Annotated in this window: 11 protein-coding genes and 1 pseudogene; 2 read left to right on the forward strand and 10 right to left on the reverse strand. The window is 64.4% G+C overall.

Annotation, left to right across the window (positions count from 1 at the left end; genetic code table 11):
• Positions 1–30: 30 nt before the first annotated feature.
• The 8 genes from mraY to coq7 form a co-directional block, all read right to left on the reverse strand.
• Complete coding sequence (gene mraY / locus C7401_RS39770) at positions 31–1,200, reverse strand: phospho-N-acetylmuramoyl-pentapeptide-transferase (protein ID WP_112177533.1); 1,170 nt, start codon at positions 1,198–1,200, stop codon at positions 31–33.
• Between the two features lie 20 nt (positions 1,201–1,220).
• Positions 1,221–2,657 (reverse strand): UDP-N-acetylmuramoyl-tripeptide--D-alanyl-D-alanine ligase, encoded by a 1,437-nt coding sequence (locus C7401_RS39775; RefSeq protein WP_112177534.1) that lies wholly within the window; start codon positions 2,655–2,657, stop codon positions 1,221–1,223.
• A complete protein-coding gene (locus C7401_RS39780) occupies positions 2,654–4,204 on the reverse strand; it encodes a UDP-N-acetylmuramoyl-L-alanyl-D-glutamate--2,6-diaminopimelate ligase (RefSeq protein WP_112177535.1) in 1,551 nt (516 codons plus the stop codon). Before C7401_RS39780 ends, C7401_RS39775 begins: the two co-directional genes overlap by 4 nt.
• Positions 4,201–6,087, reverse strand: coding sequence for a peptidoglycan D,D-transpeptidase FtsI family protein (locus C7401_RS39785; RefSeq protein WP_112177536.1), 1,887 nt, complete (start codon positions 6,085–6,087; stop codon positions 4,201–4,203). The genes C7401_RS39780 and C7401_RS39785 overlap by 4 nt, the downstream gene beginning before the upstream one ends.
• The gene (gene ftsL / locus C7401_RS39790; RefSeq protein ID WP_112177537.1) at positions 6,084–6,440 is read right to left on the reverse strand and encodes a cell division protein FtsL; all 357 of its coding nucleotides are present in this window, start codon (positions 6,438–6,440) and stop codon (positions 6,084–6,086) included. Before ftsL ends, C7401_RS39785 begins: the two co-directional genes overlap by 4 nt.
• Positions 6,437–7,390, reverse strand: coding sequence for a 16S rRNA (cytosine(1402)-N(4))-methyltransferase RsmH (rsmH, locus tag C7401_RS39795; protein ID WP_112177538.1), 954 nt, complete (start codon positions 7,388–7,390; stop codon positions 6,437–6,439). The genes ftsL and rsmH overlap by 4 nt, the downstream gene beginning before the upstream one ends.
• A gap of 17 nt (positions 7,391–7,407) precedes the next feature.
• Complete coding sequence (gene mraZ, locus C7401_RS39800; protein WP_027818006.1) at positions 7,408–7,836, reverse strand: division/cell wall cluster transcriptional repressor MraZ; 429 nt, start codon at positions 7,834–7,836, stop codon at positions 7,408–7,410.
• 388 nt (positions 7,837–8,224) lie between these two features.
• Complete coding sequence (gene coq7, locus C7401_RS39805) at positions 8,225–8,887, reverse strand: 2-polyprenyl-3-methyl-6-methoxy-1,4-benzoquinone monooxygenase (RefSeq protein WP_112177539.1); 663 nt, start codon at positions 8,885–8,887, stop codon at positions 8,225–8,227.
• 306 nt (positions 8,888–9,193) lie between these two features.
• Here coq7 and C7401_RS39810 point away from each other — a divergent pair, with 306 nt between their 5' ends.
• Positions 9,194–10,369, forward strand: coding sequence for a porin (locus C7401_RS39810; protein WP_112177540.1), 1,176 nt, complete (start codon positions 9,194–9,196; stop codon positions 10,367–10,369).
• Between the two features lie 166 nt (positions 10,370–10,535).
• Here C7401_RS39810 and C7401_RS39815 read toward each other — a convergent pair whose 3' ends face one another.
• Together C7401_RS39815 and C7401_RS39820 are read right to left on the reverse strand one after the other, a co-directional pair.
• Positions 10,536–12,209 (reverse strand): long-chain fatty acid--CoA ligase, encoded by a 1,674-nt coding sequence (locus tag C7401_RS39815; protein WP_112177541.1) that lies wholly within the window; start codon positions 12,207–12,209, stop codon positions 10,536–10,538.
• A 227-nt stretch (positions 12,210–12,436) separates the two neighbouring features.
• Positions 12,437–14,680 (reverse strand): annotated as a pseudogene (locus C7401_RS39820) (molybdopterin-containing oxidoreductase family protein); the annotation flags it as partial.
• On the opposite strand from C7401_RS39820, the gene C7401_RS39825 reads away from it, so the two are divergent.
• Positions 14,609–15,802, forward strand: coding sequence for a M20 aminoacylase family protein (locus C7401_RS39825; RefSeq protein WP_112177543.1), 1,194 nt, complete (start codon positions 14,609–14,611; stop codon positions 15,800–15,802). The pseudogene C7401_RS39820 and the gene C7401_RS39825 sit on opposite strands and share 72 nt — an antisense overlap.
• The last annotated feature ends 173 nt before the right edge of the window (positions 15,803–15,975 follow it).

Raw genomic sequence — 15,975 nt, forward strand, 5'->3', positions numbered from 1 at the left:
TCCCTTACCTTGGTGAACGCCTAAGATCGATCAACGCAGCTTCAGAGTCGACAGGCCGATCAGACACAGCATCAGCGTGATGACCCAGAAGCGCACGACAACCTGCGTCTCTTTCCAGCCGGACAGCTCGAAATGGTGATGCAGCGGCGCCATCTTGAAGATGCGGCGCCCTTCGCCGTAACGCTTTTTCGTGTATTTGAACCAGGTGACCTGGAGCATCACCGAGAGCGTTTCCGCCACGAAAATGCCGCCCATGATGAACAGCACGATTTCCTGACGCACGATCACGGCGATGGTGCCGAGCGCGCCGCCGAGCGCGAGCGCGCCCACGTCGCCCATGAACACCTGCGCGGGATACGTGTTGAACCAGAGGAACGCCAGGCCCGCCCCGCCCATGGCCGAGCAGAAGATCAGCAATTCGCCGGCGCCGGCAATGTGCGGGAAAAGCAGGTATTTGGAGTAGACCGAGCTACCCATCACGTAGGCAAACACGCCGAGCGACGCGCCGACCAGCACGACCGGCATGATCACGAGGCCGTCGAGGCCGTCGGTGAGGTTCACGGCGTTGCTCGCGCCGACGATCACGAAATACGTGAGCGCGATGAAGCCCCACACGCCAAGCGGATAGCTGATCGACTTGAGGAACGGCAGCAGCAGGTCGGCGCGCGCGGGCAGGCCCATCGACAGGCCGCTGCGCACCCACGCCATGAAGAGGTCGAACACGCGCACATTGCTCGCTTCGGACACGCTGAACGCGAGATACACCGCCGCGAACAGACCAATCACCGACTGCCAGAAGTACTTCTCGCGCGAGGACATGCCGCGCGGGTCCTTGTAGACGACCTTGCGATAGTCGTCGACCCAACCGATCGCGCCAAAACCGAACGTGACGAGCATCACGATCCAGATAAAGCGGTTCGTGAGGTCGCCCCACAGCAGCGTGGAAACCGCGATGCCGAGCAGAATCAGCACGCCGCCCATGGTGGGCGTGCCGGACTTCACGAGGTGCGATTGCGGGCCGTCCGTACGCACGGCCTGGCCGACCTTCATCGCGGTGAGCTTGCGGATCACCCACGGGCCGAGGAAAAGCCCGATCCCCATCGCGGTGATGGTGGCCATCACCGCACGGAACGTCAGATAACTGAACACGCGCAAGAAGCTTGCGTCATTCTGCAGCCATTGCGCCAGCGCCAGTAGCATGCCTTGTATTCCTTAGTATTTCAGTGCGCGCCGGACGCAGCGTCCGGCGCAGGGGTTTGCGGATTCGTGGGCGGGTTTGTCAAAGCCGCCACCACGCGCTCCATCTGCATGAAACGCGAGCCTTTCACGAGGATCGTTGCGCCCGCGCCGTAACCGGCTCCGGCCAGCGCCTGCACGAGCTCGCCCACGCTCGCCGCGTGCAGCGCCTGTGCGCCGAACGCAACGGTGATGTCTCGCGCCGCGTCGCCGAGCGTGTAGAGCGCGTCGATGCCGCGCTCCTTCGCATACGCGCCGACCTCGCGGTGAAACGCGGGGCCGTCGTCGCCGACTTCACCCATGTCGCCCAGCACGAGCACGCGCGGCGACGCGTGCGAAGCGAGCACGTCGATCGCGGCGCGCACCGAATCGGGATTCGCGTTGTAGGTGTCGTCGATCACGGTGGCGCCCGCCAGTTCGCCAAGCGCCGCGCGCTTGACCTGCAAGCGGCCCTTCACCGGCTCGAACGCCTCCAGCCCGCGGCCGATCGCCTCGAGCGGCACGCCCGCGGCAATCGCCGCGGCCGTGGCCGCGAGCGCGTTGCGCGCGTTGTGCGCGCCAAGCACCTTCAACGCCACTTCGAGATGGCCTTCCGGCGTCGCGATCGCGAGACGGTTGCCGCCCGGCTTACCGACGAGCTTGCCGGTCACCGCCGCCTCGACCGCGCTTTCATCCGTATGGAGCGCGAAGTCGAGAATCTGCGAACCGGTTGCCGCCACGCGCCAGATGCTCGCGTAGGCATCGTCGGCGGGAAACACCGCGACGCCCGTGGGCTTGAGCGCGTGAATCACGCTCGCGTGCTCGAGCGCGACGGCTTCCACCGTCGCCATGAATTCCTGATGCTCGCGCTGCGCGTTGTTCACCACCGCAACCGTGGGCTCGGCGATCTTCGCGAGCAGATCGGTCTCGCCGGGGTGATTCATGCCGAGCTCGACCACCGCCAACTGGTGCGCGCCGCTCAAACGCAGCAGCGTGAGCGGCAGGCCGATATCGTTATTGAGGTTGCCCGTCGTCGCGAGGCGCGCATTCTCGCCCACCGCCGCCGCGAAGATCGACGCGATCATTTCCTTGACCGTGGTCTTGCCGTTGCTGCCCGTCACGGCGACGAGCGGCATCGAAAAGCGGCGCCGCCAGCCGAGCGCGAGCGCGCCGAGCGCCGTGCGCGTGTCGTCCACGCGCAGCGCCGGCATGCGCCAGTCGCCGGGACTGCGCGACACGAGCGCCGCGCTCACGTGACGATTCGCGACTTCGCCGAGAAAATCGTGCGCGTCGAAACGGTCGCCCTTGAGCGCGACGAAGAGATCGCCCGGGCCTGCCGCGCGGCTGTCGGTCGAGATGCGCTCGAACGTCGCGTTCTCGTCGCCGAGTACGCTCGCGCCTGGAATCAGCGCTGCGGCTTCGCGCAGGGAAAGCATTGTCATTCACCACCTCCGCGCACGTGTGTGACACGGGCTGCGAGAGCAAGCCGCGCGTGATCCTGGTCGGAGAACGCGCGCTTCTTGCCCATGATTTCCTGGGTCGCCTCGTGGCCCTTGCCGGCCAGCACGACGACGTCTTCGCGCGCCGCGCCGCGCACCGCTTGCAGGATCGCGCTCGCGCGGTCCTCGATGCGGCGCGCCTTCGCGGCTTCGCGCATGCCTTGCGCGATCTGGTCGATGATCGCGGCCGGCGATTCGCTGCGCGGGTTGTCGCTCGTCACGACCACCTGGTCGGCGAGGCGCTCCGCGATCGCGCCCATGAGCGGGCGCTTGGTCGCATCGCGGTCGCCGCCGCAGCCGAACATGCAGACGAGCTGTCCGCCGCGCGCGAGCGCCATGGGACGCAGTGCTTCGAGCGTCTTTTCCAGCGCGTCGGGCGTATGCGCGTAATCGACCACCACGAGCGGCTCGTCATGGTCGACGCGGCCGCCCAGGCGCTCCATGCGCCCGTTCACCGGTTGCAGCTTCGCGAGCTCGTTGAGCGCCGCAACGAGCGGCACGTTCGCCGCCAGCAGCGCGCCGAGCACGCCGAGCAGATTGCTCACGTTAAAGAGGCCGAGCACCTGCACCTCGACGCGCGCCTCGCCCCAGTCCGACGTTTCCAGATGGAAGGACGTGCCGGTGGCCGTCGCGCGCACGTCGTTCGCGCGCAGCCAGGCGTCGGCCACCGGCGCGTCGGCGACAGGCGTCTCTATGCCATACGCGATCGTGCGCGCCTTGCCGCGCGTGGCGGCGATCAGGCGGCGCCCCGCTGCGTCGTCGGCGTTGATGACGGCCGCGCGCAGGCCCGGCCAGGCGAACAGACGCGCCTTCGCGGCCTCGTAGGCTTCGAACGTGCGGTGATAGTCGAGATGGTCCTGCGTGAGATTCGTAAAGACGGCAATGTCGAACGACGTGCCGTTCACCCGGCCCTGATGCAGCGCGTGCGAGGATACCTCCATCGCAATAGCCTGTGCACCTTCGCCACGCAATTGTGCGAGGCTACGTTGCAGTTGCGGCGCATCGGGCGTGGTGAAGCCCGTGTGCACGAGCTGGCCCGGAAAGCCGCTGCCAAGCGTGCCGACGATCGCGCACTTCTGGCCGATGGCCGAGAGCGCCGTGGCGATCCACTGGCTGCACGACGTCTTGCCGTTCGTGCCGGTCACGCCGACCACGAGCATCGCGTCGCTCGGGTCGCCATACCAGCCGCTCGCGATCTCGCCCGCGAGCGCATCGAGTTGCGGCACGGCGAGTGCAATGGAAGCGTCGGGCTGTTCGCCCGCATAGCCTTCCGGCTGATACACAACGGCGGCCGCGCCGCGCTCGATCGCATTGGCGATGTGCGGGCGGTTGTCCGCGCCTTCCACGGCGTAGGCGAGAAACACGTCGCCCGGCTTGAGCGAGCGCGTGTCGGCGTGCAGGCCGGCTGCGGGTGCGACGTGCGCGCGCAGCCATGCGAGCGCGTCCGCGATCTGCCGGTGCGCGGGATGCTGGGTGCGCGTGGCGCTCATCGGACGACTCCGGGTCGATTTTTCGCGTTGTCCGCGACGGTCATGTGACGCGCGGCGACGGTGTTCTTGTTTGCGGGCGTATTCGCCGTGTGCTTCACGGGCGCGCCCGGTGCATTCGCGGCGGCGGGAGCCGAGGCGCTGTTGTCTTCGACCACGAGCTGCTTCACCGGCATGTCGGGCGGCACGTTGAGCGAGCGCAGCGTGTCGCCGACGATGCCCGAGAACACCGGACCCGAGACCGCGCCGCCGAAGTGGCTGCCGGCGGTCGGTTCGTCGACCGTCACGGCCACGACAATGCGCGGATTCGGCATCGGCGCCATGCCGACGAACGACGCGCGGTACTTCGAATGGTCGTAGCCGTGCGGGCCGTGCTTGTACGCCGTACCGGACTTGCCGCCCACGCGATAGCCGGGCACGGCGGCGTCGGGCGAGGTGCCGTCCCTCGACACCACGCTCTCCAGCATCGTGCGCACTTCACGCGCCGTGGTCGGCGCGAAAACCTGGGTGCCCTGCACGGGCTGCGTATCGCCGGGATGGCGGAAGATCGTGACGGGCAGGATCTGGCCGTCGTGGGCGATCGCCGTGTACGCGCGCGCGAGCTGGAACAGCGAAACGGAGAGGCCGTAGCCGTAGGACATCGTCGCCTGCTCGATGCGGCGCCAGCTTTTCCACGGACGCAGACGGCCCGCCGCCGCGCCGGGGAACCCGACCTTCGGCGCCTGACCGAGACCGATGCTGGTGTACATGTCCCACATTTCTTCGGGGCGCAGCGTCATCGCGATCTTCGTCGCGCCGATGTTGCTCGACTTCTGGATCACGCCGCCCACCGTCAACACGCCAAAACCGGCGTCGTCGGTAATGGTCGCGCCGTCGAGGGTGAAGTGGCCCGCGCCCGTATCCACCAGTGTAGTCGGCGAGACGCGGTGCAGATCGAGGGCCAGCGACACCGTGAACGGCTTCATGATCGAGCCCGGCTCGAACACGTCGGTGAGAATGCGGTTGCGCAACTGCTCGCCGGTGAGGTGCGAGCGGTCGTTCGGGTTGTAGGTCGGATAGTTCACGAGCGCGAGCACTTCGCCCGTGCGCACGTCCACCACCATCGCCGCGCCCGCCTTGGCCTTGAACTTCTCGACGGCCGCTTTCAGGTTCGAATAGGCGATGAACTGAATCTTGCTGTCGATCGACAGTTCGACGTCCTTGCCATCGTGGGGCACGACCGTTTCGTCGACGTCCTCGACGATATGGCCCATACGGTCCTTGATGACGTGACGAATGCCCGGCACGCCCGCGAGCATTTTCTGGTCGGACAGTTCGACGCCTTCCTGGCCTTCGTCTTCGACGTTGGTGAAGCCGATCAAGTGCGCCGTGACGTCGCCTTCCGGGTAGAAGCGCTTGTATTCGTTGCGCTGATAAATGCCGGGAATGTCGAGCGCCGTGACTTTCTGCGCGACATCGAGCGGCACCTGGCGCTTCACGTACACGAACGTCTTGTCTTCGGAGAGCTTCGAGCGCAGCTCTTTCGTGCTCATGCCGAGCAGCGCGCCGAGCTGGTTGAGCTTGTCGGCGCCGAGATCGTCGGGCACGGCTTCGGGAATCGCCCAGATCGCGCGCACGGGCAGGCTCGTGGCAAGCACAAGGCCGTTGCGGTCGAGAATCTTGCCGCGCGTGGCCGGCAGTTCGATCGTGCGCTGGTAACGGCTTTCGCCCTGCTTCTGATAGAACGCGTTGCCCGGGCCCTGAATCCAGAACGCGCGTGCGGCGAGCGCGACGAACGCCATGAAGAGCAGAAACACGACGAGCTTCGAGCGCCACATCGGCAGGCGCACGGAGAGAATGGGGTTGGCGCTGAAGGCAACGCTCTTGCGGCGATTGTCCTTTTTCATCGCGTGCCTCCGCGGCGGGCAGGCGTGGGCGCGGCGCCCTGCGGGGGCGCCGAGGTCGGCACGGGCGCGTCGACGGCGGTGGCGGCGCCCGGCGCGAGCGTCAGATATTGCGTGCGTCCGGTCGTGACAGGCTGCATCTTGAGCGAGTCGGTGGCGATCTGTTCGATGCGCGACGTTCTCGACAGCGCGCTCTGCTGATATTGAAGCTGTGCGTAGTCCTGCTGAAGCTGATGCTCCTGCGACTGCGCGCGTTGCAACTGGATGAAGATCTGGCGCTGCTGATTGGTGGCGTTCACGACCGAGAGCGCGCACCCCATGACGACGATCAGCAGGAAGATGTTCAGGCGATTCATGGCGTGATGCGCTCCGCGGTGCGCATTACGGCCGAGCGGGCGCGCGGGTTCGCGGCGACTTCCTCGTCGCTCGCGAACACGCGGCCGAGCAGCTTGAGCGGTGGGCTCGGCAGGTCGACGGCGCGGATCGGCAGACGGCGGTCCACCGCCGGCGCGCTCGCGTGCGCCTGCATGAATCGCTTGACGATCCGGTCTTCGAGCGAATGAAAGCTGATGACCACCAGCCGCCCCCCCTGTTCCAGCAACGACAACGCTGCTTCTAGAACGACTTGCAGCTCCGCAAGCTCTTGATTGACGTGAATCCGTATAGCTTGAAAGGTGCGGGTTGCCGGGTCCTTACCCTTCTCACGGGTTTTGACGACGTTAGCCACGATTTGGGCAAGCTCGCCCGTGCTGTCGAGAGGCCCGAGACGGTCGGACTCTGCCCGGCGAGCAACAAGCGCCTTTGCAATCTGAAAAGCAAACCGTTCTTCCCCATAATCCCGAATTACCTCCGTCAGTTCCTGCAACGTGGCCCGAGCGAGCCAGTCAGCGGCGGACTCGCCGCGCGTCGGGTCCATCCGCATGTCGAGCGGACCGTCGGCGCGGAAACTGAAGCCGCGCTGCGGATCGTCGACTTGCGGCGACGACACGCCAAGGTCCAGCAATATTCCCGACACACGCCCTACCCCGCGCGACGCGAGCTCGTCGCGCAGCGAAGCAAAACTCTCATGCACGATCGAAAACCGCGCGTCGCCCACGGTTTGCGCCGTGGCGATCGCCTGCGGATCCTTGTCGAACGCAATCAGGCGCCCAGCCTCACCCAGACGCCCGAGGATCGCGCGACTGTGCCCGCCGCGACCGAACGTGCCGTCCACATAGACGCCGTCCGCGCGCGTGATCAGTGCGTTCACCGCTTCGTCTAGCAGCACCGTGCGATGCTGTAGTCCCTGTCCCATCGCAGATGCCATAGCTTTTTAAACCGCGATCAGAACGTGAAATTTTTCAGGGCGTCGGGCATGCCCTGCGCCATCGCCGCCTGTTCCTTGGCGGCGTAGGTCTGCGCATCCCACAACTCAAAATGACTACCCATGCCGAGCAGCATGACTTCCTTTTCCATTCCTGCCGCCAGACGTAATTCAGGTGAGACGAGCACGCGGCCCGCACTGTCGAGATCGACGTCGGACGCGTTGCCGAGAAAGATGCGGCGCCACCAGTGCGCGTCCATCGGCAAGGCGGCGACCTTCGCACGGAACACTTCCCATTCGGGGCGCGGAAATAGCAACAGGCAGCCGTCCGGGTGTTTGGTGATCGTCACCCGGCCTTCTGCCTGTTGTTGCAGCGCATCCCGATAGCGAGACGGAATCGACATCCGTCCTTTCGCATCGAGTGTTAGCGCCGACGCCCCCTGGAACAATTTGCTCCCCCTAACGCGGCGTCGTTCGCCGCCCGCTTAAATCTCGGAAAATCTACCTGAATACGCGCCTGAAATCACACAAAAATACACTTTCTCACACTGTCTCCCACTTTAGAGGAACGCCCAACGAGGGTCAAGGGAGCCCGAACGTTTTTTGACGAAATTTATCCGCTAGAACAAGGACTTAGCGGCACTTGTTCAAGTCAGACCAAAAGCCAAAAACCGTTATGAATGAATGAGCTAACGCAGGTTGTGAAGGTGATACGTGAAAAGCGCGGGGATAAGCGGTGTGCCGAGGGGGTCTTGCGGGGATTAATCGGAGGGCTGAAAGCTCTGAAAGATTAACGACATTATGAGCCGACAGCGATTGTCGGCCCACGTAATCCAGTCAGATGTAATAGGCGGTGCGTGTCATGACCTTCGATGCTACACGCATCAGCGAACGCACCGGCAGCGGCAATTCGACACCGCCCAGATCGGTGGCCGACCTGGCGTGAGCCATTTCATCGGTGCGCATTTGCTCGACGACCGCGCGCGATTCGAGGTCGGCGGGCGGCAGGCTGTCGAGGTGGCTGTCGAGATGATGTTCGACCTGGCGCTCGGTCTCGGCCATGAAGCCGAGGCTCACCTTGTCGCCGAGACGCCCGGCGGCGAGGCCGATCGCCAGTGCGCCGGCATACCAGAGCGGATTGAGCAGGCTCGGGCGCGAATCGAGCGCTTGAAGGCGGCGCGAGGTCCACGCGAGGTGATCCTCTTCTTCGCGAGCGGCCTCGTCGAAAGCGACCTTGAGCGAGGGCGAACGGGTCGACATTTTCTGCGCCTGATACAGCGCCTGGGCACACACCTCGCCCACATGGTTCACGCGCATGAGGCCGGCGGCATGTGCGCGCTCGGCGGGCGTGAGTTCGCTGCCGGCCGGCACGGCCTCGCCGTCCGGCGTGACTTCGATGGTAACGGGAGTGGGCTGCGGCATCGGGCGCGCCATACGCGTCACGCCGGTGATCGAGCGCAGGCCCCGGTCGAATTCGGTAATCAAATCATCTAGCGTCATCCAGCCTCCCTTTCATTTCGTTGGCGCGCCGAAATACGGCTCGCCGCGGACCGCCCCTCACCACTACACAAACTCGCGGAGATCCGTCAACCAGGGGCAGCGCCGATAGATAGCTGCGTATTCTAAGCCATGTTGTGTAAACGAAACAGGTACTTAGCGGTGCCCCGCCTTTTCCTTTGTGACTATTAACCCTTTTGTTACATTACGTGCAACTTCTCGCGAAGTTAGAAGGACGGGATCCACGCTAGATAAAAAACCGGTCCCGTTACAAGACGCAAAAGATTCGCAAACACTGGAGATCATTCAATGAAGAAGTCGCTTCTCGCGCTCGCTGCGCTTGGCGCGTTCGCGGGCGTTGCTCACGCTCAGAGCAGCGTCACGCTGTACGGCATCATCGACGAAGGTTTCAACATCAACACGAACTCGGGTGGCAAGCACCTGTACAACCTGTCGAGCGGCGTGTTGCAAGGCAGCCGTTTCGGCCTACGCGGCGCTGAAGATCTCGGCGGCGGCCTGAAGGCAGTCTTCGTGCTCGAAAACGGTTTCGACGTGAACAACGGCAAGCTCGGCCAGGGTGGCCTGATGTTCGGCCGTCAAGCTTATGTCGGCCTCTCCAGCTCGCAGTTCGGCACGGTCACGCTGGGTCGCCAGTACGACTCCGTCGTCGACTACGTCGGTCCGTTCGAATCGGGCGACCAGTGGGGCGGCTACATCGCAGCTCACCCGGGCGACATCGACAACTTCAACAACGCCTACCGTACGAACAACACGGTCAAGTTCACGAGCACGAACTACGCAGGTCTGACGTTCGGCGGCACGTACAGCTTCGGTGGTCAGTCGGGCAACTTCACGGGCAACCAGATCTGGTCGTTGGGCGCTGGCTACAACAACGGCCCCCTCGCCCTCGGCGTTGGCTACCTGAACGCACGCACGCCGAACACGAGCGGCGGCCTGTTCAACAACGGCGGCACCGCTTCGCCGCTGACGGCTGTGAGCAACCCGATCTACGGCGGCTACGCGACGGCCAACACGTACCAGGTTATCGGTGCAGCTGGTGCATACACGTTCGGCGCTGCGACGTTCGGCCTGACGTACTCGAACATCAGCTTCCGCAACCTCGGCACGACCGGCACGACGCGTTTCGAGACCGGCTCGAACGCCACGTTCAACAACGTCGAAGCCAACTTCAAGTACCAGTTCACGCCGGCCTGGCTGGCAGGCTTCTCGTTCGACTTCACGGACGGCCACAGCGCCACGCTGGCGAACGGCACGAGCCAGAGCGGCGCGAAGTACTTCAACTACGCGCTCGGCACGGACTACTTCCTCTCGAAGCGTACGGACGTGTACCTGATTGGCGTGTACCAGCACGCTACGGGCACCGATTCGTCGGGCAACTCGGCGGTCGCCTCGATCAACGGCCTGACGCCGTCGAGCAACAACAACGTGTTCACGGCTCGCGTCGGTATCCGTCACAAGTTCTAATAAGAACAGTCGCTGTAATCTCGAAGGCGCCTCCGGGCGCCTTTTTTCTTTGGCGCGCCGGCTTGAGCGCGGCGTTGCGCAACGCTCAAAGAAAAACGGCCTGTCCTCAATGGGCAGGCCGTTTCCTGTCTTGCTTCATGCTTCTTTTGCGCCTTCGGTTGTCCCTTCAAGCCCGGCCGTCGCGCAACTCGCGGCGCAGGATCTTGCCAACGTTGCTCTTCGGCAGATCGCTGCGGAACTCGATGATCTTCGGCCGCTTGTAGCCGGTGAGCTGCGTCTTGCAGTAGTCGAACACATCCTTGTCGGTGAGCGCCTGGTCCTTCTTGACGATATAGAGCTTCACCGCCTCGCCCGAGTGCTCGTCGGGCACGCCCACCGCCGCCACCTCGAACACGCCGGGCAGCTTCGCCACGACATCCTCGACTTCGTTCGGGTAGACGTTGAAGCCCGAGACCAGAATCATGTCCTTCTTGCGGTCGACGAGCTTGATGTAACCGCGCGCATTCATGAGACCGACGTCGCCCGACTTGAAGTAGCCGTCGGGCGTCATGACCTTCGCGGTTTCCTCCGGACGCTGCCAGTAGCCCGCCATCACCTGCGGACCGCGAATGCAGATCTCGCCCGCCTCGCCGATCGGCAGCTCGTTGCCTGCGTCGTCGCGAATCGAAATTTCCGTGGAGGGCAGCGGCAAGCCGATCGTGCCCGTGTATTCGGTTGCGGTGACCGGGTTGCAGGTCACGCTGGGCGAGGTTTCCGAGAGCCCGTAACCTTCGACGATCGGCGTATGCGTGCGCTCGTACCAGCGCTTCGCCACGGCCTCCTGCACCGCCATGCCGCCGCCGTTCGCCACGAGCAGATGGGTGAAGTCGAGCTTGTCGAACTCGGGATGGTTGAGGATCGCGTTGTAGAGCGTGTTGACCGCGGGGAACGTCGTGATCGTGTAGCCGTGCAGTTCCTTGATCATGCCGCCGATATCGCGCGGGTTCGGAATGAGGATGGCGAAACCGCCCGTGCGAATGGTCAGCAGCCCGCAGACGGTCAACGCGAACACGTGATAGAGCGGCAGCGCCGCGACCGTCACCGGCTGCGTGCCGGCCGGCAGCTTCACGAGCGCGGGTTCGGTCCAGGCGGCCGACTGCAATACATTCGCGATCAGATTGCGGTGCAGCAGCGTCGCGCCCTTGGCCACGCCAGTCGTGCCGCCCGTGTACTGGAGGAACGCGACGTCGTCGGGGCTCTGCTCGACACGCTTGAAACCCGCGCGCGCGCCTTCGGCGAGCGCGTCATTGAAGCGCACGTGGCCCGGCAGGTTCCAGGCGGGCACCATCTTCTTCACGCGGCGAACGACGAAATTGACGATGAAACCCTTCGCGCCGAGCAGGTCGCCCATCGACGCCACCAGCACGTGCTTCACGCGTGTATTGGCGGCGACCGCGCTCAGCGTCCCGGCGAAATTCTCGAGGACGACGATCGCTTCCGCGCCGCTGTCCTTCAACTGATGTTCGAGTTCGCGCGGCGTGTAAAGCGGGTTCACGTTCACGACGACATAGCCCGCGCGCAGCACCGCAGCCAGCGCCACCGGATACTGAAGCACGTTGGGCATCATGAGCGCGATGCGCGCGCCGCGTGCAATGCCGCGCGACTGGAACCACGCGGCCAGACGCTGCGAAAGCTGGTCCAGCTCACCATAGGTGATCGCTTTGCCCATGCACGCGAAAGCGGGCTGCGTGCGGTATTCGCTGAAGCTCTCTTCGAGCAGCGCCGTGATGGACGCATAACGACTCGCGTCGATCTCCGCGGGAACGCCGGGCGGGTACGATTTCAGCCAGACTTTTTCCATGCGGCGTCTCCTCCTTGATTTTTCGAATGGTCGTGCTAAAAAGCGGATCGTAGCATGGTGACCCGGCTTTTATGTCAGCAAATCAGCGAGTTAGAAAGGCCCCTCGAACACGCGTTCCGGGCCTCGTTTGACTTAGTCGGGATTCAGGCGCGTTCGACTTCGACGAGACAGTCGTAGAAGGTCGCCGAGCCACCCAGGTCGGTGAGCGCCTGGCTCGTCACTTCGTTGGCGTTGCGGCCGTCGGGTGCGAGCTTCTTCCACCAGATCGAGAGCCCGACCACGAGGCCGCTGCGCGCCCGGTCGGTGACGCGTGCCCGCGCACGCATCGAGCCGCGGTCGTTGAACACGCGCACCTCGTCGCCGTCGGCGATCTGGCGAGGTGCGGCGTCGGCGGGATTGAGATCGACGTGCGGTTCGCCTTCGGTCGCACGCAGACTCTCCACGTTCACGAAGGTGCTGTTCAGGAAGTTGCGCGCGGGCGGCGAGATCATCGCGAGCGGATAGCGCGCGGCCAGTTCCGGCGCGCCGTCCGCCGATTCGTGCGGAGGCAGGTAATCGGGCAGCGGATCGTGCCCGGCCTTCGCGAGCGCTTCGCTGTAGAACTCGCATTTGCCCGTGGGCGTGCGAAAGCCGCCTTCGGCGAACGGGGCTTCGGCGATGTGCAGCTTGAGCCAGCCTTCGCGCTTGAGCGCGGCCCAGTCGGCACCGTCGAGCGCCGGATCGGTCCAGTCGAATGCTTGCGCCGCCACCTCCTCGTCGCTCTCGAAAAGCGCTGGCTCGCTCAGGCCCATCGCGCGCGCGATCGACCGGAAGATTTCGGTGTTCGGGCGCGCCTCGCCAACGGGGGCGATGGCCGGCAGATTCGCCATCACATGCGTGTGGCCGTAGGACTTGTGGACGTCGAGGTGTTCGAGCTGGGTCGTGGCGGGCAGCAGCAGATCGGCGTAATCGGCCGTATCGGTCTGAAACTGCTCGAGCACGACGGTGAAAAGATCCTCACGCGCAAAACCAGCCGCGACTTTGGCCGACTCGGGCGCGACCGCAACCGGATTCGAGTTGTAGACGACGATCGCCTCAATCTTCGGGCCGAACGTTGCATCGCCCGCGTGCGTGAGTGCGTCGCCGACCTGGTTCATGTTGACGACGCGAGGCTGATGCTGCGGCCAGCCGGGGATCAGGTCGGGACGCTGAAGTGCGTTCGCATCCACGGGAGCCCAGCCCGACGACGACAGCAGCACGCCGCCCGCGCGTTCGCGCCAGGCGCCCGTCAGCGCGGGCAGACATGCGATTGCGCGCACCGCGTTGCCACCGCCGCGCACGCGTTGCAGGCCGTAGTTCATGCGGATCGCCACCTTGCGCGTGGAAGCATAGAGGCGGGCGAGATCGATGACCGTCTGCGCCTCGATGCCGCAAATTCCGGCGACGCGCGCGGGCGTGTAGGTGAGCGCGCGTGCCTTCAGCGCGTCGAAGCCGTGCGTGTAGCGGGCGATGTAGTCGTAGTCGAGCCGGTCTTCGGTGATCAGGACGTGCATCATGCCGAGCGCAAGCGCGCCGTCCGTGCCGGGCTTGAGCGCGATGTGCTGATGGCACTTTTCGGCGGTCAGCGAGCGGTAGGGATCGATGGCGATCAGCTTCGCACCATTACGCTTGGCCTCTTGCGCACGGGTCCAGAAATGCAGATTCGACGCGATCGGGTTGGCACCCCAGATGAGGATGACTTCGCTTTCGGCGAAATGCTCGGTGAGCATGCCGAGGCTCGAACCGAAGGTGTAGCGCAGACCCGCCGCGCCCGCCGCCGCGCAGATCGCGCGATCGAGACGCGAGGCGCCGAGCTTGTGGAAGAAGCGCTGGGCGATGCTGTCGCCCTGGACCAGCCCCATGGTGCCGGCGTAGCTGTACGGCAGGATCGCCTCGGGCGCGCGTTGGGCGATTTCGCCAAGACGCTCGGCCGCGATGCGGCACGCTTCGTCCCAGCTGATCGGTTCGAACCGCCCTTCTCCCTTGGGGCCGACGCGCTTCATCGGCTGCGTCACGCGCTTCGGATGATGAACGCGCTCGGCATAGCGGGTCACCTTCGTGCACAGCACGCCCTGCGTGGGCGGATGATCGGGGTCGCCGCTCACCTTGATCGCCCGGCCGTTTTCGACGGTCACGCGCATCGCGCAAGTATCGGGACAATCGTGCGGGCAGACTGCACGGGCAAATTCGGCTGGGGCGTTCATCGGAAATCCGTGGGTGAGGCGTTTTGTCGTAGGGACGATTTTATTATGTCCGGGGTGCGCGGCTGGCTCGCACCCCGAGGGTTCGCGCGAAAAAAAAGGTTCGGCGTAGAATGGTCCGTCTAGACCCGGCCCCGAGGAGACAAGGGCCGGGTGCCCACTTTTCGAGCACCGTCCGCCATGAAACTGATCCCGGAAATCCAGGCCGCCCAAGGCGAAATTCAGGACCTCCGACGAACGATCCACGCACATCCCGAACTGCGCTACGAAGAAACCCGGACGTCCGACCTTGTCGCCGCGAAGCTCGCCGACTGGGGCATCGAGGTGCACCGCGGCATGGGCAAGACCGGCGTTGTCGGCGTGCTCAAACGCGGCAACGGCAAGCGCATGATCGGCCTGCGCGCCGATATGGACGCACTGCCCATCCAGGAACTCAACACCTTCGATCATCGCTCGCGCAACGAGGGGAAGATGCATGCGTGCGGCCATGACGGCCATACTGCGATGCTACTCGGCGCGGCGCAGTATCTCGCGAAGCATGGTCAATTCGACGGCACCATCGTCTTTATTTTCCAGCCGGCCGAAGAAGGCGGCGCGGGTGCGAAAGCCATGATCGACGATGGCCTCTTCAAGCAATTTCCCGTCGATGCCGTTTTCGGCATTCACAACTGGCCCGGCATGCCGGCCGGCTACTTCGGCGTGACCGAAGGGCCGATCATGGCTTCGAGCAACGAATTTCACATTGAAATCAAGGGCGTAGGCTCGCACGCCGCGTTGCCGCACAACGGACGCGACCCGGTTTTCACGGCGGTTCAGATCGCCAACGGGCTGCAAAGCATCATCACGCGCAACAAAAAGCCGCTCGATACGGCTGTGCTGTCGATCACCCAGATTCACGCCGGCGATGCGGTCAACGTCGTGCCGAACACGGCATGGATCGCGGGTACGGTGCGCACCTTCACGACCGAAACGCTCGACCTGATCGAGTCGCGCCTGCGCAAGATTGCCGGGAGCACGGCCGAAGCGTACGACTGCTCAGTGGACATCACCTTCCATCGCAACTATCCGCCGACCGTGAACAGCAGCGCCGAAACGCAATTTGCCGCCGAGGTCATGCGCGAGGTGGTGGGTGATGATCGCGTGGATGCCAAAGTCGAGCCGACGATGGGCGCCGAAGATTTCTCGTTCATGCTGCTGGAAAAGCCGGGCTGCTACGCGTTTCTCGGCAATGGAGAAGGCGGCCATCGGGAGGCGGGACACGGTGCCGGGCCCTGTATGCTGCACAACGCCAGCTACGACTTCAACGATCAGTTGCTGCCTGTGGGGTCGTCGTTCTGGGTGCATCTTGCGACGAAATTCCTGGCTCAGCAGTGAGTTGCATAGCAAAAAAAGCCGTCCATAGGACGGCTTTTTTATATCACGCGGTGCCTTGCTCGCACACGCATTTCAGAAACGTAAACGCCAGAACCCCGGCTCTCTTTCGGAGACACCGGGGTTCTGGACTTGCTGCATAAGGAGCCTGACGATTACCTACTTTCACACGGGCA

It is taken from the genome of Paraburkholderia unamae (genome assembly GCF_003268775.1).
Taxonomy (GTDB): domain Bacteria; phylum Pseudomonadota; class Gammaproteobacteria; order Burkholderiales; family Burkholderiaceae; genus Paraburkholderia; species Paraburkholderia unamae.